General features: G+C 72.8%; 24 protein-coding genes and 1 pseudogene. 10 read left to right on the top strand and 15 right to left on the bottom strand.

The features are described 5' to 3' along the window. The first annotated feature begins 118 nt into the window (after positions 1–118). Positions 119–1,141, top strand: a complete 1,023-nt coding sequence (locus ABZ386_RS37930; protein WP_351347309.1) for a Gfo/Idh/MocA family oxidoreductase — start codon at positions 119–121, stop codon at positions 1,139–1,141. A 10-nt stretch (positions 1,142–1,151) separates the two neighbouring features. Here ABZ386_RS37930 and ABZ386_RS37925 read toward each other — a convergent pair whose 3' ends face one another. Both ABZ386_RS37925 and ABZ386_RS37920 read right to left on the bottom strand, forming a co-directional pair. Then, positions 1,152–1,826, bottom strand: coding sequence for a response regulator transcription factor (locus tag ABZ386_RS37925; protein WP_351347311.1), 675 nt, complete (start codon positions 1,824–1,826; stop codon positions 1,152–1,154). 99 nt (positions 1,827–1,925) lie between these two features. Next, positions 1,926–2,762 (bottom strand): hypothetical protein, encoded by an 837-nt coding sequence (locus ABZ386_RS37920; protein WP_358968141.1) that lies wholly within the window; start codon positions 2,760–2,762, stop codon positions 1,926–1,928. A 364-nt stretch (positions 2,763–3,126) separates the two neighbouring features. Between ABZ386_RS37920 and ABZ386_RS37915 the strand changes: the two genes are divergently transcribed. Beyond that, on the top strand, positions 3,127–4,998 hold the full coding sequence (locus tag ABZ386_RS37915) for a caspase family protein (protein WP_351347315.1): 1,872 nt from the start codon (positions 3,127–3,129) through the stop codon (positions 4,996–4,998). 7 nt (positions 4,999–5,005) lie between these two features. Here the strand turns inward: ABZ386_RS37915 and ABZ386_RS37910 are convergent, their stop codons facing one another. From ABZ386_RS37910 to ABZ386_RS37900, 3 genes are all read right to left on the bottom strand, one after another. Then, complete coding sequence (locus ABZ386_RS37910; RefSeq protein ID WP_351347317.1) at positions 5,006–8,119, bottom strand: CHAT domain-containing protein; 3,114 nt, start codon at positions 8,117–8,119, stop codon at positions 5,006–5,008. After that, positions 8,116–8,274, bottom strand: a complete 159-nt coding sequence (locus ABZ386_RS37905; RefSeq protein WP_356505201.1) for a hypothetical protein — start codon at positions 8,272–8,274, stop codon at positions 8,116–8,118. Before ABZ386_RS37905 ends, ABZ386_RS37910 begins: the two co-directional genes overlap by 4 nt. 280 nt (positions 8,275–8,554) lie before the next feature. Then, positions 8,555–9,772 carry a histidine kinase gene (locus ABZ386_RS37900; protein ID WP_358968162.1) on the bottom strand — a complete coding sequence of 406 codons (1,218 nt, stop codon included), beginning with the start codon at positions 9,770–9,772 and terminating at the stop codon, positions 8,555–8,557. A gap of 236 nt (positions 9,773–10,008) precedes the next feature. Here ABZ386_RS37900 and ABZ386_RS37895 point away from each other — a divergent pair, with 236 nt between their 5' ends. Further along, positions 10,009–10,215 carry a hypothetical protein gene (locus ABZ386_RS37895; RefSeq protein WP_351347321.1) on the top strand — a complete coding sequence of 69 codons (207 nt, stop codon included), beginning with the start codon at positions 10,009–10,011 and terminating at the stop codon, positions 10,213–10,215. A gap of 85 nt (positions 10,216–10,300) precedes the next feature. Next, positions 10,301–10,687, top strand: coding sequence for a ribonuclease domain-containing protein (locus ABZ386_RS37890; RefSeq protein ID WP_351347323.1), 387 nt, complete (start codon positions 10,301–10,303; stop codon positions 10,685–10,687). A 157-nt stretch (positions 10,688–10,844) separates the two neighbouring features. Here the strand turns inward: ABZ386_RS37890 and ABZ386_RS37885 are convergent, their stop codons facing one another. From ABZ386_RS37885 to ABZ386_RS37875, 3 genes and pseudogenes are all read right to left on the bottom strand, one after another. Next, the gene (locus ABZ386_RS37885; protein ID WP_358968138.1) at positions 10,845–11,414 is read right to left on the bottom strand and encodes a TetR/AcrR family transcriptional regulator; all 570 of its coding nucleotides are present in this window, start codon (positions 11,412–11,414) and stop codon (positions 10,845–10,847) included. A 58-nt stretch (positions 11,415–11,472) separates the two neighbouring features. Then, positions 11,473–11,665 (bottom strand): annotated as a pseudogene (locus ABZ386_RS37880) (ABC transporter); the annotation flags it as partial. Positions 11,666–11,712: 47 nt separating this feature from the next. Then, positions 11,713–12,843: a 4Fe-4S binding protein gene (locus ABZ386_RS37875; protein WP_358968135.1), complete on the bottom strand. Its 1,131-nt coding sequence runs from the start codon at positions 12,841–12,843 to the stop codon at positions 11,713–11,715. 252 nt (positions 12,844–13,095) lie between these two features. Between ABZ386_RS37875 and ABZ386_RS37870 the strand changes: the two genes are divergently transcribed. The 3 genes from ABZ386_RS37870 (at position 13,096) to ABZ386_RS37860 (ending at position 14,954) form a co-directional block, all read left to right on the top strand. Continuing rightward, on the top strand, positions 13,096–13,797 hold the full coding sequence (locus tag ABZ386_RS37870) for an SDR family oxidoreductase (protein ID WP_351347331.1): 702 nt from the start codon (positions 13,096–13,098) through the stop codon (positions 13,795–13,797). 17 nt (positions 13,798–13,814) lie between these two features. Continuing rightward, a complete protein-coding gene (locus tag ABZ386_RS37865) occupies positions 13,815–14,693 on the top strand; it encodes an alpha/beta hydrolase (RefSeq protein ID WP_358968132.1) in 879 nt (292 codons plus the stop codon). A gap of 63 nt (positions 14,694–14,756) precedes the next feature. Further along, positions 14,757–14,954, top strand: a complete 198-nt coding sequence (locus tag ABZ386_RS37860) for a CocE/NonD family hydrolase C-terminal non-catalytic domain-containing protein (RefSeq protein ID WP_355717279.1) — start codon at positions 14,757–14,759, stop codon at positions 14,952–14,954. 40 nt (positions 14,955–14,994) lie between these two features. Here the strand turns inward: ABZ386_RS37860 and ABZ386_RS37855 are convergent, their stop codons facing one another. From ABZ386_RS37855 to ABZ386_RS37835, 5 genes are all read right to left on the bottom strand, one after another. After that, the gene (locus ABZ386_RS37855; protein WP_358968130.1) at positions 14,995–15,381 is read right to left on the bottom strand and encodes a hypothetical protein; all 387 of its coding nucleotides are present in this window, start codon (positions 15,379–15,381) and stop codon (positions 14,995–14,997) included. 56 nt (positions 15,382–15,437) lie between these two features. Beyond that, a complete protein-coding gene (locus tag ABZ386_RS37850) occupies positions 15,438–16,400 on the bottom strand; it encodes a PDR/VanB family oxidoreductase (RefSeq protein WP_351347339.1) in 963 nt (320 codons plus the stop codon). A 58-nt stretch (positions 16,401–16,458) separates the two neighbouring features. Continuing rightward, positions 16,459–17,802 (bottom strand): SCP2 sterol-binding domain-containing protein, encoded by a 1,344-nt coding sequence (locus ABZ386_RS37845; protein ID WP_358968128.1) that lies wholly within the window; start codon positions 17,800–17,802, stop codon positions 16,459–16,461. Between the two features lie 137 nt (positions 17,803–17,939). Further along, positions 17,940–18,404 carry a helix-turn-helix domain-containing protein gene (locus tag ABZ386_RS37840; protein WP_355717289.1) on the bottom strand — a complete coding sequence of 155 codons (465 nt, stop codon included), beginning with the start codon at positions 18,402–18,404 and terminating at the stop codon, positions 17,940–17,942. Between the two features lie 63 nt (positions 18,405–18,467). Continuing rightward, positions 18,468–19,094, bottom strand: coding sequence for a dihydrofolate reductase family protein (locus tag ABZ386_RS37835; protein ID WP_351347345.1), 627 nt, complete (start codon positions 19,092–19,094; stop codon positions 18,468–18,470). Between the two features lie 181 nt (positions 19,095–19,275). On the opposite strand from ABZ386_RS37835, the gene ABZ386_RS37830 reads away from it, so the two are divergent. Continuing rightward, positions 19,276–20,019: an SDR family oxidoreductase gene (locus tag ABZ386_RS37830; RefSeq protein ID WP_351347347.1), complete on the top strand. Its 744-nt coding sequence runs from the start codon at positions 19,276–19,278 to the stop codon at positions 20,017–20,019. A gap of 237 nt (positions 20,020–20,256) precedes the next feature. Here the strand turns inward: ABZ386_RS37830 and alc are convergent, their stop codons facing one another. Both alc and allB read right to left on the bottom strand, forming a co-directional pair. After that, positions 20,257–21,372, bottom strand: a complete 1,116-nt coding sequence (gene alc / locus ABZ386_RS37825; RefSeq protein WP_358968125.1) for an allantoicase — start codon at positions 21,370–21,372, stop codon at positions 20,257–20,259. Between the two features lie 36 nt (positions 21,373–21,408). After that, positions 21,409–22,749 carry an allantoinase AllB gene (gene allB / locus ABZ386_RS37820; RefSeq protein WP_351347351.1) on the bottom strand — a complete coding sequence of 447 codons (1,341 nt, stop codon included), beginning with the start codon at positions 22,747–22,749 and terminating at the stop codon, positions 21,409–21,411. Between the two features lie 163 nt (positions 22,750–22,912). Between allB and ABZ386_RS37815 the strand changes: the two genes are divergently transcribed. Next, complete coding sequence (locus ABZ386_RS37815; RefSeq protein WP_114256243.1) at positions 22,913–23,710, top strand: IclR family transcriptional regulator; 798 nt, start codon at positions 22,913–22,915, stop codon at positions 23,708–23,710. Then, positions 23,707–24,393 (top strand): DUF6304 family protein, encoded by a 687-nt coding sequence (locus ABZ386_RS37810; protein ID WP_358968123.1) that lies wholly within the window; start codon positions 23,707–23,709, stop codon positions 24,391–24,393. Before ABZ386_RS37815 ends, ABZ386_RS37810 begins: the two co-directional genes overlap by 4 nt. Positions 24,394–24,395: the final 2 nt, after the last annotated feature.

Here is a 24,395-nt window from a genome sequence, read left to right as displayed (position 1 = left end):
ACTTCTGGTTTCGGCACGGGCCGAGCGTAGCTCCGTGCGTTGTTGACGGGAAGTTGTGTAGTCAGATTGTCCGGACATACAGATTGACAGGGGCGGGTCGGACACGCACTTTGTTTTCATGCGCATCGGCGTCATCGGTACGGGCCGCATCGGCACGATCCACGCGAACACGCTCAGCAGGCACCGCGATGTGGGTTCCCTGATCCTCACGGACGCGGACCCCGCGCGGGCCCAGGAACTGGCGCACCGGCTGGGTGAGACGGCGGCGCCGGGGGTGGAGGAGATCTTCCGCTGGGGCGTCGACGCGGTGGTGATCACGACGGCGACGTCGGCCCACGCCGAACTGATCGGTCGGGCAGCACGCTCGGGCCTGCCGGTGTTCTGCGAGAAGCCCATCGCGCTGGACCTGCCGGGCACGCTGAGCGCGATCGCCGAGGTCGAGACGGCCGGGACGGTGCTCCAGATGGGCTTCCAGCGCCGCTTCGACACGGGGTACGCGGGTGCGCGCGAGGCCGTGCGCGCGGGCCGGCTGGGGCGGCTGCACACCGTGCGGGCGCTGACCAGCGACCAGGCGCCGCCGCCGGCCGCCTGGCTGCCGGTGTCCGGCGGGCTGTACCGGGACACGCTGATCCACGACTTCGACGTGCTGCGCTGGGTGACGGGCCGGGAGGTGGCGGACGTCTACGCGACCGGGTCGGACGCCGGGCCCGCGATGTTCCGCGAGGCCGGCGACGTCGACACCGGCGCCGCGCTGCTCACCCTCGACGACGGCACGCTCGCGACGGTCACGGGTGCCCGGCTGAACGGGGCGGGCTACGACGTGCGCATGGAACTCGCCGGGGAGCGCGACCAGATCGTGGTGGGCCTGGACGACCGTACGCCGATCGCGTCCACCGAGCCGACCGGGCCGCCGGCGGCGGACAAGCCCTGGACGGGCTTCCTGGAGCGTTTCGGCCCGGCCTACGAGGCGGAACTGAACGCGTTCGTCGAGGTCGTCCGGGGCGAGCGGGCCAACCCCTGCGACGGGCGCGAGGCCCTGCAGGCGCTGCGGATCGCCGAGGCGTGCGAGGTGTCGCGCCGGGAGCGCAGGCCGGTGCGCCTCGCGGAGATCCCCGGCGGGGCCGCCCCCGCCTACCCGTGACGGCGGGCGGTCAGCTCTCTTCCTGCTCGTCCAGCAGCCCCGCGTCGTAGGCGAGCAGGGCGATCTGCACCCGGTTGTTCAGGTCGAGCTTGGCCAGGATGCGCGAGACGTGCGTCTTGACGGTGGCGACGCTCATGAAGAGCCCGGAGGCGATCTCGGCGTTGGACAGGCCCCGGCCGACGGCGACGGCGACCTCGCGCTCGCGGTCGTTGAGGACGGCCATGCGCGCGCGGGCGCGCGTACGGCGGGTGTCGGCGGCGGTGCCGGCCGCGTGCCGCATCAGCTGGCGGGTGACGGTGGGCGACAGGACGGGGTCGCCCGCCGCGACTTTGCGTACCGCCGCGAGGATCTCGGCCGGCGGGGTGTCCTTGAGGACGAAACCGGCGGCGCCCGCCCGCAGCGCCCGGAGCACCTGCTCGTCGGCGTGGAAGGTGGTGAGGACCACCACCTGCGGGGCGTCCTCGCGGGCCCGCAGCCGCTCCGTCGCCGTGAGACCGTCCACCGTCGGCATCCGGATGTCCATGAGCACGACGTCGGGGCGGGTGCGGTCGACGAGCGCCTCCACCTCGCCGCCGTCGGCGGCCTCGCCGACGATCTCCACGTCGTCGGCCCCGCCCATCATGAAGGACAGCCCGGCCCGCACCAGCGGATCGTCGTCGACGAGGAGCAGTCTGATCGCAGTCATGGGCCTTACGTAATCACGGTCGTGGGCGCGCCGGGGCGTGGATGTGCGAGGGTCCGCGCCGACAGCCCGGTGCCGGCGCGGAGTTGACGGCCCGTGCGGTCAGGCGCGCAGCGTCACCCCGTGCCGGGCGCGCAGGCGGCGGATCTCCCACCAGGCCACCGCCGTCACCGAGGCGGGACCGCCGAGGAGGGCGAGGACCTGGATCGCCGGCGGGCCGGGCGGCAGACCGCCGGCGAGCAGGCTGATGACCGTGAACTCCCACACCAGCGTGCCCGTCAAGAGGGCCGGGAGCGCCAGGTGCACGGCCGCGGTGTTGAAGCCGGTGCGGATGGCCGGGCCGGTGGCGAACCCGACGAAGAACAGGAGCCAGACCAGGGGCAGGGCCGCCGCGATGATCAGCCAGGGGGCTGCGCCGGGCGACCCGGAGGAGGCCTCCTGCTCCCGGCCGAGCAGGACGATCGCCCCGCCGAGCAGCGGCAGGGCCGTCACGGCGCCGATGTACCAGCCGGCCGACCGCAGCGCGGCCCGTACCCGTACCCGCATGGCCGACCGCGTCTGGGCCGACGCCCAGCGGAACAGCACCGCGATCACGACGGGCGCGCTCAGCAGCAACAGGGGCGGCGTGACCGCCAGCCGCATGAGGTACAGCTCGCGGGCCTCGACGGCGTCCTCCGGAGTGCCGTACACGGCGAGCAGCAGCAGGGACATGACGGCCGCGATCCAGGCCCGGGCCTTCTGCACGCGCACCACCTGCCGGTCGTCGACGGCCCGGTGCCCGTGCGGCGGGAACAGCCGGTGGGCGCGGATGCGGGCCGAGCGGGCGAACGAGTAGCACGCCACGAGCGGGACGATCGTGAACCAGGTGCACGGGGCGAGCAGCACCAGCCACATGCAGCCGGAGATCCGCCCCTGCCCCTGTCGCAACAGCTCGCGCACCGACGGCCATTCGGCACCGCGCGGGCCGCCCCACCCCGGCCCCCGGGAGCCCGGCCCTCCTGGCGGCACGTACGGGTAGGGCCGGGGCTGCGGGTAGGGCTGGGGAGGGTACGGCTGGGGCGGCGGAGGGCCGCATGGTGCCGGGCCCGGCTGGGGCGGCACGTAGGGGCCGGTGGCCGGAGGCGGCGGGTAGGGTCCGCCGTTCGGCGGCCGGGGCGGCTGGTACGGGTTGGTGGGTCCCCCGAAACTCACGTGCGTGTTCCCTCCGTTACGCGTGGTGTTGTGGCGGCACCAACATCAGCCATCGCCACGTCCTGGTCAACTGGCCGCGGAGCGAAGGGGGCACGCCTGAAAGGATCGGCGCATGCGCACCGTGTACGCCCTGCTCGTGGGCATCGACGACTACCCGGGACGGCCGCTGAGCGGCTGCGTCAACGACGTGCGGGCCGCGGAGAGCTGGCTGCGGAGCAGGAGCGGCCCGCCGGTCCGCATCCGGACGCTGTACGACGACCGCGCGACCCGGGCGGCCGTGCTCGCGGGTCTGGAGGAGCACCTCGGGCGCAGCGGCCCGGGCGACACCGCGCTGCTGTGGTTCGCCGGCCACGGCAGCCAGAGCCCGACCGCCGATCCGGGCGAGGCCACCGGCTGGTCCCAGGCGCTGGTGTGCCACGACAGCCTCGTTCCGGGCGGGCAGCCGGTGCTGCGGGACACCGAACTCGGCGCGCTCCTCGACCGCTTCGCCGCGCGCGGCACGCATGTCGTCGCGGTGCTGGACTGCTGCCATTCGGGCGGTGCGACGCGGGAGGACGGCGGCGTGCCCTCGGGTGCCGCGGTGCGGGGTGTGCCCTGGCAGCCTTGGTGGCGCGGGACGTCCCGCGACGGCGGAGGGCAGGGGCCCGAGCCGGGCCGGCACGTGCTGCTGGCCGCTTGCCGGCCGCAGGAGCGCGCGTACGAGCACTTCCTCGACGGCCGGATCCGGGGGTGCTTCAGCCATGCGCTGCTGAGCGCGCTGGACCGGCTCGGCCCCACGGCCACGTACGGCGAGGTGCACGCGCTCACCGAGGGCGGGGTGCGCGCGCTGAGCCTGCTCCAGCATCCCGAGCTGCGCGGGCCGGAGGACGGGGGTTTCCTGTCCGGCGAGCCGGTGCCGGCCTCGCCGTTCCTGCTGCGGCACACGCCGTGGGGGTGGGAGGTCAACTGCGGTGCGGCGCACGGGCTGCGCTCGGCGGGCGCCGAGTTCGCGCTGCTCGGGGACGCCGGGGCGCGTGCGGTGGTGGTGCGGGAGGTGCGCCCCGAGTCGGCCCTGGTGGAACCGGTCGGCTGGCGGCCGACGGCTGAGGAGGAGCGGCTGGCGCATGCCGTCACCCCGTCGGCGCTGGCGTTCCCGCCGACCGTCGTGGCGCTGTCCGGTGAGGCGGTCGCCGTGCGCCTGGTCGCCGAGGCCGTCGAGGCGGTGCCCGCACTGGCCCTCGCGCCGGACGGGCCCTCCTCGGAATCCGCGGAAGCGGGCCCCCTGCGGCTGCGGGTGGCGGCCGGGGGCGGCCGGGCGCGGGTGTCGGGCGGGGCCGGTCATCCCGTGCCGGACCTGCCGCTGCGCTCCCCCGCGGACGCGGCGCGCGTCGCCGACTGCCTGGCGCACATCGCGCGCTGGCACCACATCCGGGATCTCGCCAACCCCGATCCGCTGCTGTCGTCGCTGGTGCGGATCACCGTCGAGGAGACGCCGGTGGGCAGCCTGCGGCACGCGGCGGACGGCGAGATCGTCTGCGGGTACGCGCCCGGCGGCCGGGAGCCGCAGGTGCGGGTGGGGATCCACAACTCCTCCGGGCGGGACCTGTGGGCGGTCCTGCTCGACCTGACGGACAGCTACGGCTCGTCCCCGCACCTGTTCGAGGGCGAGTTCATCGGGGACGGCAGGGCCGGGTGGGCCCGGCGCGGGCAGCCCGTGTGGCTGCGGCTGCCGCAGGGGCGCGCACCGGTGCCGGGTGCCTTCACCCGGGACTGGCTGAAGGTGATCGTCGCGGAGGACGAACTGAACCTCGCCCCCTTCCGGCTGCCCGCCTGGTCCCCCGCCGCGCCCTCCGGAGCGCGCCTGAGCCCGGCGCCGGCCGGTGGTGGCGGCGGTCTGCTGCGGCTGGTCGGGGCGGGCACCGAGGGCGGCCGGGACGCGGGCGGTCCGGCGTACGGGGCGGGCCGGTGGGGGACGGCACAGGTCGTCGTCCGCACGGAGGTGTGAGGAGCCGTCACCAGCCGAGGTGGGTGAAGCCCGCCCAGGCGGTCAGGTCGTCGCCGCGGATGTCGCCCACCCGGTCCCGCAGCCGGTCCGGCATGCCGGGCGGCGCCTCGCGGCGGTCGTTCAGCATCCACGACTGGGCGCTGCGCAGCGCCCGGCCCGGCGGCAGGCCCTCCCGGCTCATGAAGTGGTGGGTCATGTACATCAGCAGGGACGTCGCCTCGTCGGGCACCGGCCACAGGGAGCCGATGACCGAGCGGGCGCCCGCGACGAGGAACGCGGTGGACAGGCTGTACGCCTCGTCGTAGCCGTGCCCGGAGACGTTGGTGCGGCAGGCGGCGAGCACCACCAGGTCCAGGCCGCGGTAGCGGGTCGCGCCCTCGGTCAGTTCCTCCGCCGCCAACCGCCCGCCGGACAGGGCGAGATACGCGCTGTGCCGCTCCCCCTGGCGCACCACGCCGTGGCAGGCCAGGTGCAGCAGTCCGCCCCGCTGCCGGCGCAGCCAGTCGGTGACGGCCGCGGGTGTGGCGGTGCCGGGGCCGAGGAGGTCGCCGTCCGGGTGGAAGACGCGGTGGACGGCCTCGGCCTCCTCGCCGGCGTGGTGCAGATCGCGGGTGGGGTTGCCGACGACGAGGGTCTGCCGGGTGCCGGTGGCGGGCCGGGCGGCCACCTCGCACAGCAGCCGGGCGGAGGGCGTGTAGGAGATGGCCGCCTCCTCGCAGGCGTATCCGTGCGAGCGGCGCCGGCCCGGCACGCGGGCCGCGTGCCAGGGCACCACACCCAGGTCGCCCATGGGGACGAGCACCAGCGAGGGCACCCGGCCGAAGCCGCGCGGCAGCCGGCTCAGCACGGGTCGCATCGCCGCCGTACCGGCCCAGGCGCACAGCTCCTCCAGGGCGTGCCGACTCGCCTCCGGGCTCGGGGCGGGCCCGGACGGCGACTCGGCGACGAGCGGACCACCGGCGTCGCGGCCGGGGGCGGGGGTGGAGTGGCCGGGGAAGCCGGTGCCGGTGCCCGGGGCGCCCATTGCGGAGGCGAGAAAGCCGGTACCGCTGCCTGGGAAGCCGGTGCCGCTGTCGGGGAAGCCGGTGCCGCTGTCGGGGAAGCCGGCGCCGGAAAAGCCCGTGCCGCTGCCCGGGGCGCGGGTGGCGGCGCCGGGGATGCCCGTCCCCCGGCCCGCGGCCGCCCCGGCGTCGTCCGGGCCGTCGGCGGCACGGCCCGGGGCGCCGGTGGCGCGGTACCTGGTGAGTGGGGGTGCGTCCAGGGTGAGGTCGGGCAGGTCGAGGGAGCGGGTGGTGCCGTCGGCGGTGACGACGACGGCCGCGCCGGAGTCGGACCGGGAGCCGGGCCGGGAGTCGAGGAGTCCGGGGACGGCCCCGTCGCCGGGCACGAGGTAGACCAGTGCCGTGGCGCCCAGGGCGCGCAGCGCGTTGCCGATGTCCGCGGGTGAGGGCACGTCCAGCAGTGCCTGGTGCCGTGGGGAGCCGGCCAGCGCCTCCAGGACCCGCCGGCGCAGCCGGCTGGAGGGCCCGGCGACCGCGGTCTGCGCGGCGAACAGCATCTCCTCCCCCAGTTCGGGGACGCTGCCCGCGTCCTGCCATTCCCGCGCGAGCTCCGGCCGGCCGAGTTCCCTCAGCATGTCGGGCACGGTGGTGGCCACGGTCGCCGCGTGCAGGACGAGACCACGCCCCGCGTCGAGGGCCCGTACGGCGTCGGTGTGGGCGCCGTCGGCCAGGCACCAGCGGGCCACGTCGAGGGCCTGGCCGCCCGCCATCCGGGCGGTCTGCGCGGCATGGGCCGTACCGGACTGGAGCAGGGAGCTCCAGGCGGCCGCGCGCAGGCACTCCAGGCCGACGCGGCGGGAGGCGTCGTAGTTCAGGCGTCTGACGCGGCTGTCGTGCGCGTGCGCGTCGCCCCGCAGGCGGTAGGCCTTGGCCAGGTTGAAGCCCGTGCCGCCCCACAGCGGGTGGTGGGGTCCGCCGGTGAGCCTCAGGGTGTGGCGCAGCCAGGCGATGCCCTGGTCGAGGTGGAGGGGGCGGTCGGCGGGTGGTGCGAACTGCAGGTCGGCCATGACGCAGTGGCTGACGCCCAGCCCGCCCGCGACGCGGATCCACCGGTCGTCGTCGGGTTCGAGCAGTTCCAGCGCGGCCTCCCGCAGGGCCAGGGACTCCAGCATCCCCTGGTGGTCCATGGCGAGCAGGGCGCGCTGCCCCACCGCGAAGGCCGCTTCGGCCAGTTTGTCGGCCTGGGCGTTGACCGGCAGGGTGGCGATCCGGCGCCGGATCTCATGGGTGGGCGTCGCGGCGTCCGCTCCTTCGGCGGCCGGTTCGAACCGGCCGGTGCGCTGGGCCCGCAGGTAGGTCAGGGAGCCCCGGGCGGCTTCCAGGTGCGACTCGAACGCGAACCGGTCCATGTGGTCGGCCGGCAGCCGGGTGAGGGCGGCTTCGAGTACCTGGATCTGTTCGGCCAGGGCCGGCTCGTCCGCGCGGCGGAAGGCCTGGTGGATGCGGAGCAGGGCGATCTGCGCGGCCATGACCAGACGCTGGTCCGGTGTCAGGTCCGAGGACTCGGCGAGCCGGGCCATGTCGTCGACGGCCGTGTCGAAATCGTCCTCGCCGCCGCCCAGTTGGCCGAGATAGGTCCGCAGTCCGGCATGGGCCATGTCCAGGTTCTCGCGGATGCGGGTGCCGGGCGGGTGCGCGGCCCGGGCCCGCTCGATCCGGGCCAGCGCCGCCTCCAGCTGCGCGGGGTCGGTGAGGTGCCGCAGGCCCCACGCGCTGTGCTTGACGACGACGTTCGCCTTCCACGTCTCGTCCGCCGGCCCGTGCTCCCACATCGCCTGCCACAGTTCCTCCTCCTGCCGCGTGTCGGCGAGCGGCCCTTCGAGCCGCAGCAACGGGAGCAGGCTGAGCACCTGACCGGCCCGCAGCCCGGACGCGACACCGCCCCGGGGCAGTCCGGCCCAGTCCGCGTACAGGCGGTCGTACGCCTGGCGGGCCGTCGTACAGCCCAGCCGGTCCAGCACCAGCGCGGCCAGCCCGGCGAGATCCTCACCGCTGACGACGCCCCGCGTCCGCTGCTCGATCTCCCACAGCAGTGCCTGCGGGTCGTACGGTGTCGTCACATCACGCCCTTCGTTCGCGCCCCGCCCCGGTCGTCGCAGAGGATCGCGACCCGGTCGGCCGGCTCCCGCTCCGACGGCCACCCGAACCCCGCCCGGACCGCCGTCACCTCCCGCGGCACGGACGCGACCTCCAACTGCGGTGCGACGGGCGACATATGCCCATGATCCGCCGGCCACCTCACCGGCCACAAGTGCTTCGGTCCAGGCCCTCAGGCCGCCGGCCGCGGCGGCGGACCCGCGACCGGCCGCAGGGCGAGCGGCCGTACGAGCGACCGGCCGCAGGGCGAGCGGCCGCACGGGCTGGCGGCCTCGTAGGCGAGTGGCCGCACGGGCGGGTGGCCGCACGGGCTGGCGAGGTGCCGCACAGCCGGGCGGCCCTGAGGGGCACGCGGCCTCATGCAGGCCCGCGGCCGCGTGCCGGCCCGCGGGCTCGGATCACGACCACGGCAGCCAGGCCCGTACCTCGAATCCGCCGTCCGGAGTGGCGCCGTGTTCCAGGCGGCCGCCCGCGAGGGTCGCCCGCTCCGTCAGGCCGATCAGACCCTGGCCGGAGCCGGGGACGGGCGGCACCTCGCCCTCGGGCGGCGGATTGCGTACGGCGACGGCGAGACCCTCGCCCGGTGCGCCGCCGACGGACACGGTGACCTCCGCGCCGGGCGCGTGCTTGCGGGCGTTGGTCAGGCCCTCCTGGGCGATCCGGTAGGCGGTGCGGCCGACGGAGGCGGGGACGGTGGCGGGGTCGTCGACGCGCTGGTCGAGGGAGACCTTCATGCCGGCCTCACGGGACTCGGCGACCAGCGTGTCCAGCGCCGCGAGGGTCGGCTGCGGCCGGCCCGTGTCGTCGGGTTCACCCGCCCGCAGGACGCCGATGATCTCCCGTAGGTCCTGCAGGGCCTCGTGCGCGCTCTCCCGGATCACGCCCGCCGCGCGCGCCGTCTCCGCCGGGGGCGCGTCGGGCCGGAACTCCAGGGCGCCCGCGTGCACGCTCAGCAGCGTCAGCCGGTGGGCGAGCACGTCGTGCATCTCCCGCGCGATGGCCTCGCGGGCGAGCCGCTGCGCCTGCTCGGCCCGCAGCCGCGCCTCCGTCTCGGCCCGCCGGGCCCGGTCCCTCAGGCTCAGCAGCAGCTGCCGCTTGGCCCGTACGAACATGCCCCAGCCCACGATCGCCACGGTGAGCACCACGGCGAAGGGCACGCTCACCACGTACGGGACGTCCGCGTCGGGACGCAGCCAGTAGTACAGCGGGGCCAGCGCCGCGTTGACCCCGCCCACCCAGGCCACGTACCGGAAGGGGCGGTGCACGGCGAGCGTGAACAGGGCGATGAGGCCCGCGCCGCCCGCGGTGTCCGAGACGAAGGTGACGGGCGTCATGGCCACGGCCAGCCCCAGCGGCCAGCGGCGGCGCAGCCAGACCGCCGCGCAGGCCAGTGCGCCGACCACCTGGTCGACGACGGCCAGTCCGGGCGGCACGTGGGGGTTGTGGTGGAGCGCCTCGACGGCGATCGCGCCCACCACGACGGCCAGCAGGAAGCAGGAGAAGTCGACGACCCAGTCCCGGGCGGTGCGCCGGGGCCGCCGTCCGGCCCGGGTGGCGTCGGGCTCGAGTTCGTGGAGGAGCGCGGACGGGATGAACCATCTCCGCCCGGTGAACAGCGCGGGTGTCTCTCCCCACGGCACCGGGGAGGCCTGCCCCACGTCGTCACGCTTCACGGTCGACAAATCTACGCAGCCGAGGCCCGTTCCACCTCTCCTCGGGAGAGATCGTCGACCAAAGTCGCCGCACCGCAGACTTTCGGCGCGGCCGGCCGAGCCGGAGAGGGAACTTCCGTTCCGGAGTGCCCGCCCCGCGGCCGATGCGCGCGGCGGGCCCTCGGGACGAGGCTCGAGGAATGAAGCAGGTGCTGGAGATTCTCGGCGTCCTCGCCCTCCTGCAGGGCGTGGCGGGCCTGGTGCACGAGTTCACCGACTGGAACTGGGGCGTCGTGCAACGGCTGGGGTTCCTCGACGGCTTCGAGGTCTACGCGAGCGTCGCGCTGCTCGTACTGGGCGTCGCCCTGTTCGCCGCGGCCGGGAGCCGGAGGTCCGGCGGAGGTTAACTTCCCGAAAAATCATCGGACTTGAGGGGTGAATCTCCGAGATTGACATTGACATGCCACTGTCTACGCGCGTCATCATGACGGCATGAGATTCCCCCCACGAATCACCCGCATCGGCGCCGCGGCCGCCGTCCTTTCCGCCCTCCTCGTCGGCGGCACCGTCACCGCCACCCCGGCGGCCGCCGCGGTCGGCAGCATCTGCTACAGCGATCTGCCCTCCCAGGCACATGACACGCTCGACCTGATCGAGCAGGGCGGGCCCTTCCCGTACGACCAGGACGGCACCGTCTTCCAGAACCGGGAAGGCATCCTGCCGAGCCAGGCGTCCGGCTACTACCACGAGTACACCGTCATCACTCCGGGCTCGTCCACGCGCGGAGCTCGCCGCATCGTCACCGGCGAGGAGCACCAGGAGGACTACTACACGGCCGACCACTACGAGTCGTTCGACCTGGTCGACTACGGCTGCTGAGCCGAGAACGCTCGCCGAAAACCGATCGGTTTCCCCCACTGCGAACCGATCGGTTTCGGCTGCGAGCCCAAGCAGGGCGAGCAAGCAGAGAGAGGGACGCAGGGCAGGGCTCCGCCGAGCGCCGGGCGACAGGGAAGCGCTCCGGAGGGGCGATGCGTCAGCGCATGCCCGCCGCGTCGAGCAGGGTGATCACCGTGGGCGCGACGAGCCCCGTCAGTTCGTCCGCTCCGATGCCCGCACGGGCGCTGGCGCCGTCGAAGACCATGCTGAGCTGCCGGGCCAGCAGCTCGGGATCGCCCGCCCCGCCCCGCTCGGCCTCGGCACGGAAGAAGGCGGTCAGGTTCGCCTTGACCCCACGGGCGACCCGGCTCGCGGGGTGGCTCCGGTCCTTGAGTTCGATCTGCGCGGCCAGGAAGGGGCAGCCGTAGAACTCGGGCTTGAGCGACTGCGATTCCACCTGCTCGAAGACGTGCAGGATCCGTTCCCGGGGTGAACGGCCGTCGTCCGCCGCGGGCAGGAGTGCCGCCGCATAGGCGGACGTGCGCCGCTCCAGACTCGCCGCGAGCAGGTCGTCCTTGCTCTCGAACAGCTGGTACATGGAGCGCTTCGACACTCCCGCCGCCTTGCACAGCGCCTCGACGCCGATGCCGACGCCGTCCCGGTAGGTGAGCGTGGCCGCCGCCTCCAGCAGCCGCTCCCTGGGGCTCGGTTTCACTTCGGTGGTCATATGGGGAGGTTAACTCGATTCCCGCGCGTTGAAAACTGATCGGTTTCCAGGGCGGGTCCGGGATGCGGTGCAGCCCCTTACGGTCGTACCACCCCAGTACGCCGAAGCCGAACAGCGCGGCCGCCACGAGTCCGGCCGCCATCATGACCCAGCCCCGCCATCCCGATGAAGACCAGCGTGACCACCAGCATGCCGGGCGTGCCGCAGACCGCGAGCAGGGTGAGCGCCCCGATCCCGGAGACCGCGACGGCGCTCCACCGAGGCTTGCCGCGCAGGACGCGGAAGGGGTGCATGCCGCTCATGACGTGCGCTTCTCTCGCTCGAGGGAAGTGGAACGCTGCGCCGGGGGCTGCCAGCCGCCGGTGACTTCCTTGACGGGCTTGTGGGGGAAACGGCGCCGGGCGTACTCCTGCGCGTGCGAGCCCGGCAGGACGTACAGGGTTTCCTTCTTGTCCTGGAGCGGTCGCAGCACGGTGTCCATGAACGCCTTGCGGTCGTCCAGGTAGGGGCCCAGGACGTCCTCGCCCGCGGGGCAGACGGCAACGCAGTAGCCGGACTTGTAGCCGGGAGGCGAGGACAGGCTCTGCCACATGGAGGCGCTCTCGGAATCCGTGACCCGGGAGCGGTAGTCGGCGGCGTCCACGCTGTCGGCCACCGTCTGCGCCCAGTCGGTGAAGCCGCTCATGAACTCGCGGTAGTTGTGCGTGGTGCAGGCCAGCGCGTCGAAGGCGCCGTCCTTGGCGATGGCGCCGACCGGGCAGGCGGCGACGCACAACTTGCAGTCGATACAGGGGTTGTAGTCCAGCGCCTGCCCGTACTCGCTCACCTCCGCGTCCACCAGGACGGTGACCAGCAGGACGAAGCTGCCGAACTTCGGGTGAATGACGTTGCGGTGCAGGCCCATCACGCCGAGCCCGGCGGCCACCGCGACCGTCTTGTGCGCCGCCACCCAGATCCGCTCCCCGGGGAAGCGGTCCATCTCCTGAGGGAAGCCGACGGAGGGATTGAGCGCGCGGTAGCCGGCGTCCTGGAGGGCCTGGGTGACGCTGCGGGCGGCGTGGTTGGCCTGTTCGTCGGCCTGGTGGAACTCCTGGTTGGCCACACTGCGCGCCGGGGAGCGGCAGTTGTCGCGGTTCATCCGGACCGTCATCGCGATCAGGGAGCGGGTGCCGGGCAGCGCGGACTGCGCGTGTTCGCGCTCGCCGGCCAGGTCGGGGTGGTCCAGGCTGACCGCGGCGGCATCGTCCGCGCCGGCCGCGAGACACAGCTCGCGCAGCCAGGCGGCGTCGATCACGGCCGGCGGACGCGCCGCGTCACCGGCTCTGCGCCGGGCGAGTACGGCCTGCACCGACGGGTGGGCGGCCAGCTTCGCCGGAAGCCTGGGAGTCGGGGCCGTCGGTTGCCCCTCGGCGTCGCGCGCGGCAGTCATCCGTGCTCCTGGTGATTCGGGGTCGGGACCCGCCCATCTGAGGCAACGGCGAGAAACCGATCGTTTCGCCACCGTAAACCGATCGGTTTCCCCCAGGCAAGCCCGAGCCGCGGGCAACCCTCCGAGCCGTGAAACCGCCGAGCCCGGCAGCCGAGCGACGCCCCTCCCCTTCACGCTTGCGCCTTGAAACCGATCGGTTTACCGTAGCGGGGACATGGAAACCGATCGGTTTCCCATTCTCTGGAGGTAGTCATGACCGCTCTGAAGGGCGCGAGCGTCTTCGTCACCGGCGGCAGCCGCGGCATCGGCAAGGCGCTGGTGGAGGAGCTGTACGCGCGCGGTGCCGGCAAGGTCTACGCCACGGCCCGCGATCCGCGCACCGTGACGCACCCCGACGCGGTCCCGGTGGCCCTGGAGGTCACCGACCCGGCCTCCGTCGCGGCGGCCGCCGCCCAGGCGCAGGACGTCACCGTACTGATCAACAACGCGGGCGCCGCGGTCGGCGCCTCCTTCCTCGACTCCCCGGTCGACGACGTGCGCCGGGAGTTCGAGACCAACTTCTACGGTCCGCTGCTGGTCACCCGCGCCTTCGTGCCGATCATCGAGCGCAACGGCGGCGGCCACCTCCTCAACGTCCACTCCGTGCTGTCCTGGCTGGCCCTCGGCGGCTCCTACAGCGCCTCCAAGGCGGCCCTGTGGTCGCAGAGCAACTCCCTGCGCCTGGAGTTGCAGCCGCGCGGCATCGCCGTCACCGGACTGCACGTGGGGTACGTGGACACAGACCTGGCGGCGGATGTCGACGCGCCCAAGTCCGACCCTCGTGACGTCGCCGCGCTCGCCCTCGACGGCGTCGAGACGGGCGCGTACGAGGTGCTCGCCGACGACATCTCGCGTCAGGTCAAGGCGGGCCTCGCCGGCGACCTGGCCGGGCTGTACGCCCAGTTGGCCGAGTAGGACAGGGAGACGGCGAGATGCCCAGACAGGAATCACGTCCCACGCTGCACATTCCCGGGACCACCAGCCACACCATCGCTCCGCGCACGGGAGGCCACAGCCGTGAGGGAACGCTGCGCTACCTCAAGGCGGGCAGCGGTGCCCCGCTGGTCCTGCTGCACACCGTGCGCACCCAGGCCGAGCACTTCCGCCACCTCATCCCGCTGATCTCGGACCAGTACACCGTGTACGCCCTCGACCTCCCGGGGATGGGCTACTCCGAGATCGTGCCGGGGGCGTCGTACGACGAGCCGGCCATGCGCGCGGGCGTCACCCGTCTCCTCACCGAACTCGACCTGCACGACGTGACGTTGGTCGGGGAGTCCATGGGGGCGGTGCTCGCCCTGACCACCGCGGCCGAACTGCCCGAGCGGGTCAGGCGCGTCGTCGCGGTGAACACCTACGACTTCCCCGGCGGGATCGCCCGCTCCGGCCTCCTCGCCCGCGTGGTGGTCAGCGGTGTCCTCGCACCGGGAGTGGGCCCGGTGATCGCCGGGGTGGAGCCCAAGCCCGCCCTCAGCAAGATCCTGCAGGGCGGCCTCGGCGACAAGAGCGCACTGCGTGAGGACTACGTGGACGAGCTGCTCCAGGTGGGCAAGCGCCCCGGCTACCCGACCGTCGCCCGGGCCGTGTACCAGGCCCTGCCCAGCCTCATCGCGGCCCGCCCTCGCTACCCCGAGGTCAAGGCCCCCGTCCACCTCGTCTACGGGGAGCACGACTGGTCCCGTCCCTCGGACCGAGAGGCCAACAGGCGGCTGCTGCCGGCCGCCGACTTCACGCAGGTGCCGAAGGCCGGCCACTTCATCGCCCTGGAACGGCCCGACGTACTGGCCGGCCTGCTGAACGCGGTGGCGTGACGGTCCCAGCCCGCCGTGGTCACCCCGATCGGGGGTGTCGCGTCGGAGGAGACCCGGTCGACCATGTCCTCCACAAGGCGTCGTGGCAGGCAAGGGCACCGCATACGGGTCCAGGTCACCTCCAGCAACTTCCCGCGCTGGGACCGCAACCTCAACACGGGCGAACCCGAGGCGAGCGCGACCACGGCCCGAGTGGCCCGCCAGCAGATCTTCCACGACCCCGACCGCCCTTCCCGCATCGTCCTGCCGGTGGTGCGGTAACGGGCGAGGGACGGATCGTCTCCGACCGGGCGCCCGCTCCTCACCCGGACGGCGTCGGCAGGAGCAGCCGGGACACCGCGCCCCTGTCGTGGTGGGCGGTGTGCGTGCACGGCCGCAACTCGCGTCCGGTGCCGGGCGGTTCACCGGTGCCCTCGTTGCGTACGTACCGCGGGTGGGAGCCGCCGGCTGTCAACAGACGTATCCGGTGTCCGCTCCTGGTGGGCGCCAGCTCGACGACGGGTGCTCCCAAGATCTCCAGCGGTGCGGTCAGCGGGTCGGTGGTGAAGGTGAGCACATCGGGGCGGCTCTCCGGTTTCGCGTTGTCCACCGACACCGTCCACTGCAGATCTTCGAGGGCACCAACCAGATCCAGTGCCTCGTCATCAGCCGCCACCTGGTCCGCGCGCGCACCGAACCCTCCCACCATGTCCTGCGCACCACGCCCGAGGAGCCCCGGGCGTGAAACGCCCCGTCCGAAACGGATCAGACGTCGAGGACCAGGCGGTCGCCCTTGGCTCGGGAGACGCAGATCATCATGGTGTCGCCCGCGGCGCGCTCCTCATCGGTAAGGACCGAGTCGCGGTGGTCGATCTCCCCGGACAGCACCTTCGTCTCGCAGGTCCCGCAGATTCCCTCCTCGCAGGAGGTCATCACCGGCACACCGGCAGCTTCGACGGCCTCGAGCACGGACATGTCCTCGGACACCCGCAGCTTCTTCCCGGACTGGGCCAGCTCGACCTCGAAGCTGCTCTGCGGCCCGGCGGTGAGGTCCGGTTTCGGGGCGAAGCGCTCCAGGTGCAGAGATCCGCTCGGCCACTTCTCGCAGCCGGCCTCGACCGCCGCGAGCAGCGGTTCGGGACCGCAGCTGTAGACGGCTGTCTTCCGTTGCGGCTTGCCGAGCAGGGAAGCCAGGTCCAGCAGCCCGTACTCGTCCTGCGGCCGCAGGCTCACCCGCTCTCCGTAGGCTCGCCGCAGCGTCTCACCGAACGCCATCGAGGCGCGGGTGCGGCCCCCGTAGACGAGGCGCCAGTCGGCGCGGGTCGCGTGGACGGCTGCCACCATGGGCAGGATCGGGGTGATGCCGATTCCGCCTGCGATGAACAGGTATTTCTTGGCCTTCACGAGCGGAAAATGGTTGCGCGGCCCGCGGATGCGCACCGATTCGCCTTCCGTGAGCACGTCGTGCACGTGGCTCGACCCGCCGCGGCTTTCCGGTTCACGCAGCACCGCGACCTGAAAGCGGGACCGGTCCCCCGGGTCCCCGCACAGTGAATACTGCCGGACCAGGTCGGCTCGCAGTATCAGATCGATATGGGCTCCCGGCTGCCATTCCGGCAGTGGACGGCCTTCCGGGTGGCGCAGCGTCAGCAGCACGACACCTTCGGCGATCGTTTCCTTGCGTTCCAGTACGAGGTCGAGCTCGACGTCGGTGCCGAGAGTGCTCATGATCCGCCTTTCATTTCTCACAGGGATGATGCGGGGATGCGCTTTCGCCAGTGCCCGATCAGGAAGGGAAGCAGCGGCCGAAGTCGCGCAGCAGTCGGGGGGAGCCTTGGAGTTTGATCTGGCGACGCACCAGCGCCCGCGCCAGCAGGGACGGCTTGGCGAGGAAACGCAGCCAGGTGCGGGTGTCGGCGGTGATCCTGAGATCCGGCTCGCCGTGGTGTCCGTCGGCGACATCGAGTTCGCGGTCCCGGATGGTCACGGTGATCTGGCGGGACTCGTCGCCGGTGAAGGTGAAGTGGTAGGTGGCGGACATGTCCTTGGCCTGTTCGCGCTGGAAGATCAGCGGCAGGCCTTCCACCAGACCGTCGATGCTGTTCGCCCGCAGGCTCATCGCCACATGCTTGGTGCGCTTGTTCGGGAACCGGTCGGCCACGTGCCGCTCGGCGTCGGAACCGGGGACGACGTAGACGGTCTCTTCCTTGTCCTGCAGCGGGCGCACGACCTGGGTCAGATGTGCCTTGCGATTGTCCAGCCAGGGGCCGATGACATCTTCACCGGCCGGGCAGACCGACATGCAGTAGGCCGCTTTGTAGTTGGCACCGAAGGACAGGCTCTGCCACATCGAGGCGCTCTCGCTGTCGCTCACTCGCGAACGGTAGTCGTGGGCGTCGCGGCTTTCCGCGACCTGTTCGGCCCAGTCGCCGAAGCCACCCATGAACTCGCGGTAGTTGTGCGTGTAGCAGGCGGAGAAGTTGAAGTGGCCGTCGGAGGCGATCGCCCCGGTCGGGCAGGCCGTCACGCACAGCTTGCATTCCAGGCAGGGGTTGTACTCGATGGGCCGGGTGTATTCGCTGACCTCGGCGTCGATGAGGATGGTGCCGAGCAGGATGAAGTTGCCGAATGTGGGGTGGATGACGTTGCGGTGAATACCCATTTTGCCGAGCCCCGCCGCCACGGCGACCGGCTTGTGCGAGACGACCCACGCCTTCCTGGGGAACTTGTCCATCTCCATCGGAAAACCCATCGCGGGGTTGATGGCGCGCACGCCCATCGCTTCCAGCTCGCCCACCACGTGCCGGCCGACCTCGTTGGTGTGGTCGCCGGTGTGATGGAACTCCAGGTTGGCGACCGAGCGCGCGGGAGTGCGGATGTTCTCCCGGTTCATCCGGGTCACGATGCTGATCAACGTTTGGACACCCGGCAGCGCGGCGCTCAGGTCCTCTCGCTGGTCGGCGATGTCCGGCCGGTCGATCTCGACGAAGCCGACGTCGTCCGCGCCCGCGTCGAGACACAGCCGGCGCAACCAGGACGCGTCGAGCGGCCCGGCGGGCCGGTCGGCCGTGCGGCCGCGCCGTCGGGCCTGGACGACGGTGGGATGGTCTTCGAGCTTGTTCCTGGCCATCGAGTGTCACCTCACGGGGCGGAGTATCGGCAAGTTTCATGAAGCAACTCGCACCCTAGCCGGGCGAGTTTCGTGAAGCAACTTACGGCCCAGCCGACGGCCGACGGGTCCGTCGGCGTCGGGGAGCGTTCCGGGGGTCAGGCCGGCGAGTCGGTGAGCCCTGGGCCGGGAAGCAGCTGGACGGCGTCCGGGCCCACCGCTTGGCCGCACCGGGTGCACACGAGCCGCTCCCGGACGTCGCCTCCGCATCCCGCGTGGTTCGCGATCCGCGGCGGGCCGGCCGGATCCTCGGCGTGCTCGTCGCCCCAGTGCATCAGGGCGAGCAACGCGGCGAGCAAGCCCTGGGCCTTGCTCGTCAGCCGGTACTCGTAGCGGGCGGGCCGCTCCTGGTAACAGACCCGCTCCAGCAGCCCGTCGTCGACCAGCTTGGAAAGGCGGTTGGTCAGTACATTGCGGGCGATGCCGAGACTGTCCTGGAATTCCTCGAACCGGCGCAGGCCGAGCTGCGCGTCGCGAATGATCAGCAAGGTCCAGCGCTCGCCCACGATCTCCAGAGTCCGGGCGATGGAGCAGATTTGACTGTCGTACGTTCGGCCCAACATGCTGCGAATTTAGCACGTTGCGTCAAGCAACTGATGGGTGCGAGCCGGCTCGGGACGCGGCGGCTAGTCGTTCTCCGGCAGGGTGTACTCGCCGTACTGCGGTCGGCCCGCCAGGTTGTACGTCTGGATCGAGACGCCCGCGCCGGTGACGCTCCCTCCGGCGTGTTCGAACGCGGTCGGCACGGAGCCCTCCGGGAACAGCCGGAACCCGGTGCCCAGCACCACCGGGAAGGTCAGCAGGTGGAGCGTGTCGACCAGGTCGAGCGCCAGCAGCGACCGGAGCAGGGCGCCGCTGCCGTGCACCTGGAGCTCGCCGTCGGTGCGCTCCTTCAGGGCCGTGACCTCCTTGGCGAGGTCGCCGGAGAGCACGGTGGTGCCCGCCCACTCGGGGTCCGTCAGGGTCGAGGAGACGACGTACTTCGGCAGCGAGTTGAGCCCGGAGGCGACCGGGTCGGCGGGGTCGGTCACCTTGGGCCAGAACGTGGCGAAGATGTCGTACGTACGGCGGCCCAGCAGGAAGGCGCCCGGGCGGGTGAAGACCTCGCTGATGAACCGGCCGAAGTCGTCGTCGGCGTACGGAAAGCTCCAGCCGCCGTGGGTGAAGCCCCCGCGGGTGTCCTCGTGCGGCCCGCCGGGGGCCTGGTAGACGCCGTCGAGGGTGACGAAGAGGGTGGAGACGAGCTTGCCCATGGCAGGTGCCTTCCTTCCGGGGGCGGACGGGTCTGCTGTCATCGGTTCAGACTCCGCCGGCACCCGCAACTCATCGCTGGGCCGTGCGGCTGCCTCCCGGGCCGCCCGGTCGCCGGCGGCCCGGAGTCTCGATGTCCGTTCGCCGCCAGCTTCGCCGGCCGCCGGGCGCTGGGATGGATCCATGACTTCTCAAGGAACTCTGGACGGCAAGGTGGCTCTCGTGACGGGCGGGAGCCGTGGCATCGGAGCGGCGACGGCGCTGCGGCTGGCCCGGGAGGGCGCGGACGTGGCCGTCGGCTACGTGCACGGCAAGGAGGCGGCCGACGACGTCGTACGGGCCGTGGAGGCGCTGGGGCGCCGGGCGGTGGCGCTGCGGGCGGACGCGGCGGAGGCCGCCGACGCGGCCGGTGTCGTGGACGCGGCGGCCGAGGCGCTCGGCGGGCTCGACGTCCTGGTGAACAACGCGGGCGTGGGTGTGCTCGGGCCGTTGGAGAGCCTGTCGCTCGCGGACGTGGAACGGGTCCTCGCGGTCAACGTGCGCGGGGTCTTCCTGGCGTCCCAGGCGGCCGCCGCGCGGATGGGCGAGGGCGGGCGGATCATCACGATCGGCAGTTGCCTGGCCCAGCGGGTGCCGGGGCCCGGCGGCACGCTGTACGCCATGAGCAAGGCCGCGCTGACCGGCTTGACCAAGGCCCTGGCCAGGGAACTGGGCGAGCGCGGGATCACCGCGAACCTCGTCCATCCCGGGCCGATCGACACGGACATGAACCCGGCGGACGGGCCGTACGCGTCCGGGCAGGCGGCGATGACGGCGCTGGGCCGGTTCGGGACGGCGGACGAGGTGGCGTCGATGGTCGCCTACCTGGCCGGGGCCGCTTATGTGACCGGGGCGGAGTTCGCGGTCGACGGCGGCCACGCGGCTTGAGACGCACGGGGCGCACCGGTGCGGTCGGGCCGGTGCGCCCCAGCACCCGCGCGGCCAGACCGGTGCACCCCAGCACCCGCGCGGCCAGACCGGTGCGCCCCAGCACCCGTGCGGTCAGGGCCGGTGCGCCCCAGCACCCGCGCGGCCAGACCGGTGCACCCCAGCACCCGCGCGGCCAGACCGGTGCGCCCCAGCACCCGCGCGGTCAGGGCCGGTGCGCCGCACGGGGCAGCCGCGTCAGCCGCCCAGTTCCTGGTGGCGGGCCGCAAGCCGGCTCGTGCCCTCCTGGGTCAGGGAGCCGAACAGGCGCAGGCGGGAGATGCCGCCGTCCGGGAAGATGTCCACGCGCGCGTGCGTGCCGACGGCCGGGGCGGGCAGGACGAAGCGGTGGTTGGTGTCGGGCTGCAGGCGGGTGCGGGGCAGGATCTCCTGCCAGTCGCCGTCCTCACCGTCCCTGACCGACACGGACGCCCAGCCGGCGCTGTTGCCCTTGAGGTAGGCGGTGTCGATCTCCAGGGCGCGGATCTGCGCCTGGGCGGCGAGCCGGTAGCGGATCCAGTCGTGGCCCTGGTCGCGGCGGCGGCGGGTCTCCCAGCCGTCGTCCATCTTGCGGGAGCGGCCCGGCTGGATGGTGTTGGTGGCGGGCGAGTAGAAGAGGTCGGAGGCGTCCTCGACCTGGCCGCCGTTCTCCAGGGCGACGACGTCGAATGTGCCCAGGACCGCCAGCCACTCGGGGTCGGGGACGACCTCGCCGTGGACGCGCAGGCGGGCGATGCCGCCGTCGGGATGCTGGTTGACCCGCAGGTGGGTGAAGCGCTGCTCGACGGCGACGGCGAAACCGTTCGCCGCGTGGCCGCCGACCGGGGTGCGCGGCACCAGGGTCGTCCACTTCACGTCGTCCCCGAGGAGTTCCTCCGGCGACGGGGAGCCCGCGACGCAGGTGCCCTCCACGGACACGGCCTGCGGGTAGTTGCCGCGGAAGTGGGCGGTGTCGACGACGATCCCGCGGATCACGCCGGGGGCGCCGAGGCGGACCAGCGCCCAGTCGTGGTCCTCGGCGGTCGGCCACGGGTGCTCGGCGGAGGCGCCCCGGCGGCGGCGCGTCTCCCAGCCGTCCATGATCTTGCCCTTGTGCCCGAAGTGCTCGGGGTCGAACTCGGCGCGCTCGGGCACCAGCAGGTTCTCGCGCTGGGCGAAGAACTCGTCGTTGGCGGCGATGACCCCGGCCCCGAGGCGCCGGTCGGCGAGGTTGGCGTACTGGGTGAAGGGGAAGTCGGCGGTGCGGTAGTCCGCGTACGGGTCGCCGCCTCCGTAGGGGTTCGCGTCGCCGGTGAAGCTGGGAATCGCCGTCACGATGATCAGGTCTTCCTTTCGGGTGGCCGGGGGGATTCAGTGGGTCCGGGTGAGGAGCCGCCCCTTCGGTTCGGTGAACTCGCCGTCCGCGACGATGCGCTGTCCGCGCAGCCAGGTGGACTTCACGACGCCGTACAGGGTCTTGCCCGCGTAGGCCGTGACGCGGTTGCGGTGCTGGAGGGAGGCGGGGTCGACGGTGAAGGTCTCGTCGGGGGCGAGGACGGCGAAGTCGGCGTCGCGGCCGGCGGCGATGGCGCCCTTGCGGTCGTCGAGCCCGACGAGTTCGGAGGTCCGCGCCGACATCCAGCGGACGACGTCCTCCAGGCCGTGTCCGCGCCTGCGGGCCTCCGTCCATACCGCGGCGAGGCTCAGCTGGAGTCCGGAGATGCCGCCCCAGGCCGTCGCGAAGTCGTCGGTCTTGAGGTCGGCGGTGGACGGGGAGTGGTCGGTGACGACGCAGTCGATGGTGCCGTCGGCCAGCGCCTGCCAGAGCAGGTCCTGGTTGGCGGCCTCGCGGATCGGCGGGCAGCACTTGAACTCGCTGGCGCCGTCGGGGACTTCCTCGGCGGTGAGGGTCAGGTAGTGGGGGCAGGTCTCCACGGTGATGCGCACGCCCTCGGCCCGCGCCTCGGCGATCATCGGCAGGGCGTCGCTGGACGACAGGTGCAGCACGTGCACGCGGGCGTCGAGGGCCTTGGCCTCGCGGATGAGCTGGGCGATGGCGCTGTCCTCGGCGTCCCGGGGGCGGGAGGCGAGGAAGTCGGCGTACCGGGGGCCGGGCTGCTGCGGGGCGGAGGCGAGGCGGTGGGGGTCCTCGGCGTGCACGATGAGCAGGCCGTCGAAGGCGGCGATCTCGGCCATCGTCCGGGCGAGCGGGTCCCGCTCCAGGTGCGGGAACTCGTCCACGCCGGACGGCGACAGGAACGCCTTGAAGCCGAAGACGCCGGCCTCGTGCAGCGGGCGCAGGTCCTTGATGTTGTCGGGCAGGGCGCCGCCCCAGAAGCCGACGTCGATGTGCGCCTTGTCGGCGGCGACCTGCTGCTTGGTGCGCAGGTGGGCGACGGTGGTGGTCGGCGGGAGGGAGTTGAGGGGCATGTCGACGAGGGTCGTGATGCCGCCGGCCGCCGCGGCGCGGGTGGCGGTCCAGAAGCCCTCCCACTCGGTGCGGCCCGGGTCGTTGACGTGCACGTGGGTGTCGACCAGGCCGGGCAGCAGGACGTGGTCGCCCAGGTCCTCCAGACGGGCCCCCGCCGGTACGGGGGCGTCGTAGGGGAGGACGGCCGTGATCGTGCCGCCGGAGACCGCGACCGATGCGGCGCGCGTCCCCTCGGGAGTGATGACACGTGTCGAGCGGAGCACCAGTTCAGCGTCGGACACCCGAACCCCTTTCTTCAACGTTCTGTTGAAGGAGTCTTCACTCCCGTTCCGGCCCCGTCAAGGGCACACTGCTACAGGGCACACCAGCACCCCATCCCTGGACTTTTCCACGAAGCGGAATTAACATCCCGGGAAGCGAAATGCTACCCGAAAGGAACGCCCCGTGCCGACGTCCAGCGCCAGCACCACCGACTCCGCCCGCTCCTCCGCCAACGGCGGCGTCCAGTCCCTGGAGCGCGCCTTCGACCTGCTCGAACGGATGGCGGACGCGGGCGGCGAGGTCGGCCTGAGCGAACTGTCCGCGAGCAGCGGACTGCCCCTGCCGACCATCCACCGCCTGATGCGCACGCTGGTGGCCTGCGGGTACGTACGTCAGCAGCCCAACCGGCGATACGCGCTCGGCCCGCGCCTGATCCGCCTCGGCGAGTCGGCCTCCCGGCTGCTGGGCACCTGGGCGCGGCCGTACCTCGCCCGGCTGGTCGAGGAGACCGGCGAGACGGCGAACATGGCGCTGCTGGACGGGGACGAGATCGTCTACGTGGCGCAGGTGCCGTCGAAGCACTCGATGCGGATGTTCACCGAGGTCGGCCGGCGCGTGCTGCCGCACTCCACGGGCGTGGGCAAGGCCCTGCTCGCCGGTTTCCCGCCGGAGGAGGTGCGGGCCCTGCTCGCCCGCACGGGCATGCCCGCCGCCACGGACAAGACGATCACGACGCCCGACGGGTTCCTCGCGGCGCTGGAGGACGTGCGCCGCCAGGGCTACGCGATCGACGACAACGAGCAGGAGATCGGGGTCCGTTGCCTCGCGGTCTCGGTGCCCGACTCCCCCACCGCCGCCGCCATCTCCATCTCCGGCCCGGCCGGCCGGGTCACGGAGTCGGCGACGGAGAAGATCGTGCCGGTGCTCCAGCAGGTCGCCGGCGAACTGTCCGAGGCCCTGGCCAGCCAGAGCCCCGCGTGACGGGCTTACAGCGCTGGCCCGGCCGGTACACCGACCGGCACGGCTCGCAGGAGGTCGTCTTCGAGACCGACGGCCGGGAGCTGATCCGTACGACGATCCGGGGCGTCCTCTTCGAGGGCGACAGCATGGACGACCTGGGCGCGCTGGCCGGTGAGCCGCCCGAGGCGATGTTCCGCTTCCTCCACGGCGCCCTCTGCTCCTGCCTGCTGGAATGGCGGCTGCCCCTGCCCGTCGAGGGCGCCGGGCAGGGCGTCCGGGAAGGGGTGCTGCACTGCGCCCTGCGCCTGCCGGACCCGGCCGCGGGCACCGCGTCCGGCGCGGACCGGGAGAGCCTGGTCCTCACGCTGCGTCTGGACGGGCGGGAGTACGGCGGCGCGGACGACTGCGGGGACTTCGAGAACGGCCTGTACGCGATCCAGCGCGAACTGCCCCCGGGCACCCGGCTCAAGGCCTGCATCGCGTGCGCCTGGTCCGACTACAGCCCGGTCGGCCACGGCCTGATGGCCGGTCTGGCCTGCTTCCGGGACGTCAAGGCCCGCTACCGGCAGGTCGACGGCAAACACGGCCCCCGGGGCATCTTCGCCCTCTGGCCGGCGCACACCGAAGTGGTCCAGGAGACCTGGCTCTGCGGCGACTTCGAGCCCCGGGGCGCGCACGCGGGCTACCGGGGCACCTTTCCGTAGCG

The sequence above is a fragment of the Streptomyces sp. NPDC006140 genome (assembly GCF_040628815.1).
Lineage (GTDB): Bacteria > Actinomycetota > Actinomycetes > Streptomycetales > Streptomycetaceae > Streptomyces.
Note: the sequence above shows the minus strand (reverse complement) of the source record. Positions and strands in the feature narration are given on the sequence as shown.

Excerpts from the sequence above, each read along its gene's own strand:
- ABZ386_RS37925 (WP_351347311.1), bottom strand. The coding sequence starts at position 1,826 with ATGACTGCGATCAGACTGCTCCTCGTCGACGACGATCCGCTGGTGCGG.
- ABZ386_RS37855 (WP_358968130.1), bottom strand. The coding sequence starts at position 15,381 with ATGGTGGGAGGGTTCGGTGCGCGCGCGGACCAGGTGGCGGCTGATGAC.
- ABZ386_RS37860 (WP_355717279.1), top strand. The coding sequence starts at position 14,757 with ATGTCCTCCACAAGGCGTCGTGGCAGGCAAGGGCACCGCATACGGGTC.
- ABZ386_RS37845 (WP_358968128.1), bottom strand. The coding sequence starts at position 17,802 with ATGGCCAGGAACAAGCTCGAAGACCATCCCACCGTCGTCCAGGCCCGA.
- ABZ386_RS37875 (WP_358968135.1), bottom strand. The coding sequence starts at position 12,843 with ATGACTGCCGCGCGCGACGCCGAGGGGCAACCGACGGCCCCGACTCCC.
- ABZ386_RS37865 (WP_358968132.1), top strand. The coding sequence starts at position 13,815 with ATGCCCAGACAGGAATCACGTCCCACGCTGCACATTCCCGGGACCACC.
- ABZ386_RS37930 (WP_351347309.1), top strand. The coding sequence starts at position 119 with ATGCGCATCGGCGTCATCGGTACGGGCCGCATCGGCACGATCCACGCG.
- ABZ386_RS37870 (WP_351347331.1), top strand. The coding sequence starts at position 13,096 with ATGACCGCTCTGAAGGGCGCGAGCGTCTTCGTCACCGGCGGCAGCCGC.
- ABZ386_RS37915 (WP_351347315.1), top strand. The coding sequence starts at position 3,127 with ATGCGCACCGTGTACGCCCTGCTCGTGGGCATCGACGACTACCCGGGA.
- ABZ386_RS37885 (WP_358968138.1), bottom strand. The coding sequence starts at position 11,414 with ATGACCACCGAAGTGAAACCGAGCCCCAGGGAGCGGCTGCTGGAGGCG.
- ABZ386_RS37905 (WP_356505201.1), bottom strand. The coding sequence starts at position 8,274 with ATGTCGCCCGTCGCACCGCAGTTGGAGGTCGCGTCCGTGCCGCGGGAG.
- ABZ386_RS37895 (WP_351347321.1), top strand. The coding sequence starts at position 10,009 with ATGAAGCAGGTGCTGGAGATTCTCGGCGTCCTCGCCCTCCTGCAGGGC.
- ABZ386_RS37835 (WP_351347345.1), bottom strand. The coding sequence starts at position 19,094 with ATGGGCAAGCTCGTCTCCACCCTCTTCGTCACCCTCGACGGCGTCTAC.
- ABZ386_RS37890 (WP_351347323.1), top strand. The coding sequence starts at position 10,301 with ATGAGATTCCCCCCACGAATCACCCGCATCGGCGCCGCGGCCGCCGTC.
- ABZ386_RS37830 (WP_351347347.1), top strand. The coding sequence starts at position 19,276 with ATGACTTCTCAAGGAACTCTGGACGGCAAGGTGGCTCTCGTGACGGGC.
- ABZ386_RS37840 (WP_355717289.1), bottom strand. The coding sequence starts at position 18,404 with ATGTTGGGCCGAACGTACGACAGTCAAATCTGCTCCATCGCCCGGACT.
- ABZ386_RS37850 (WP_351347339.1), bottom strand. The coding sequence starts at position 16,400 with ATGAGCACTCTCGGCACCGACGTCGAGCTCGACCTCGTACTGGAACGC.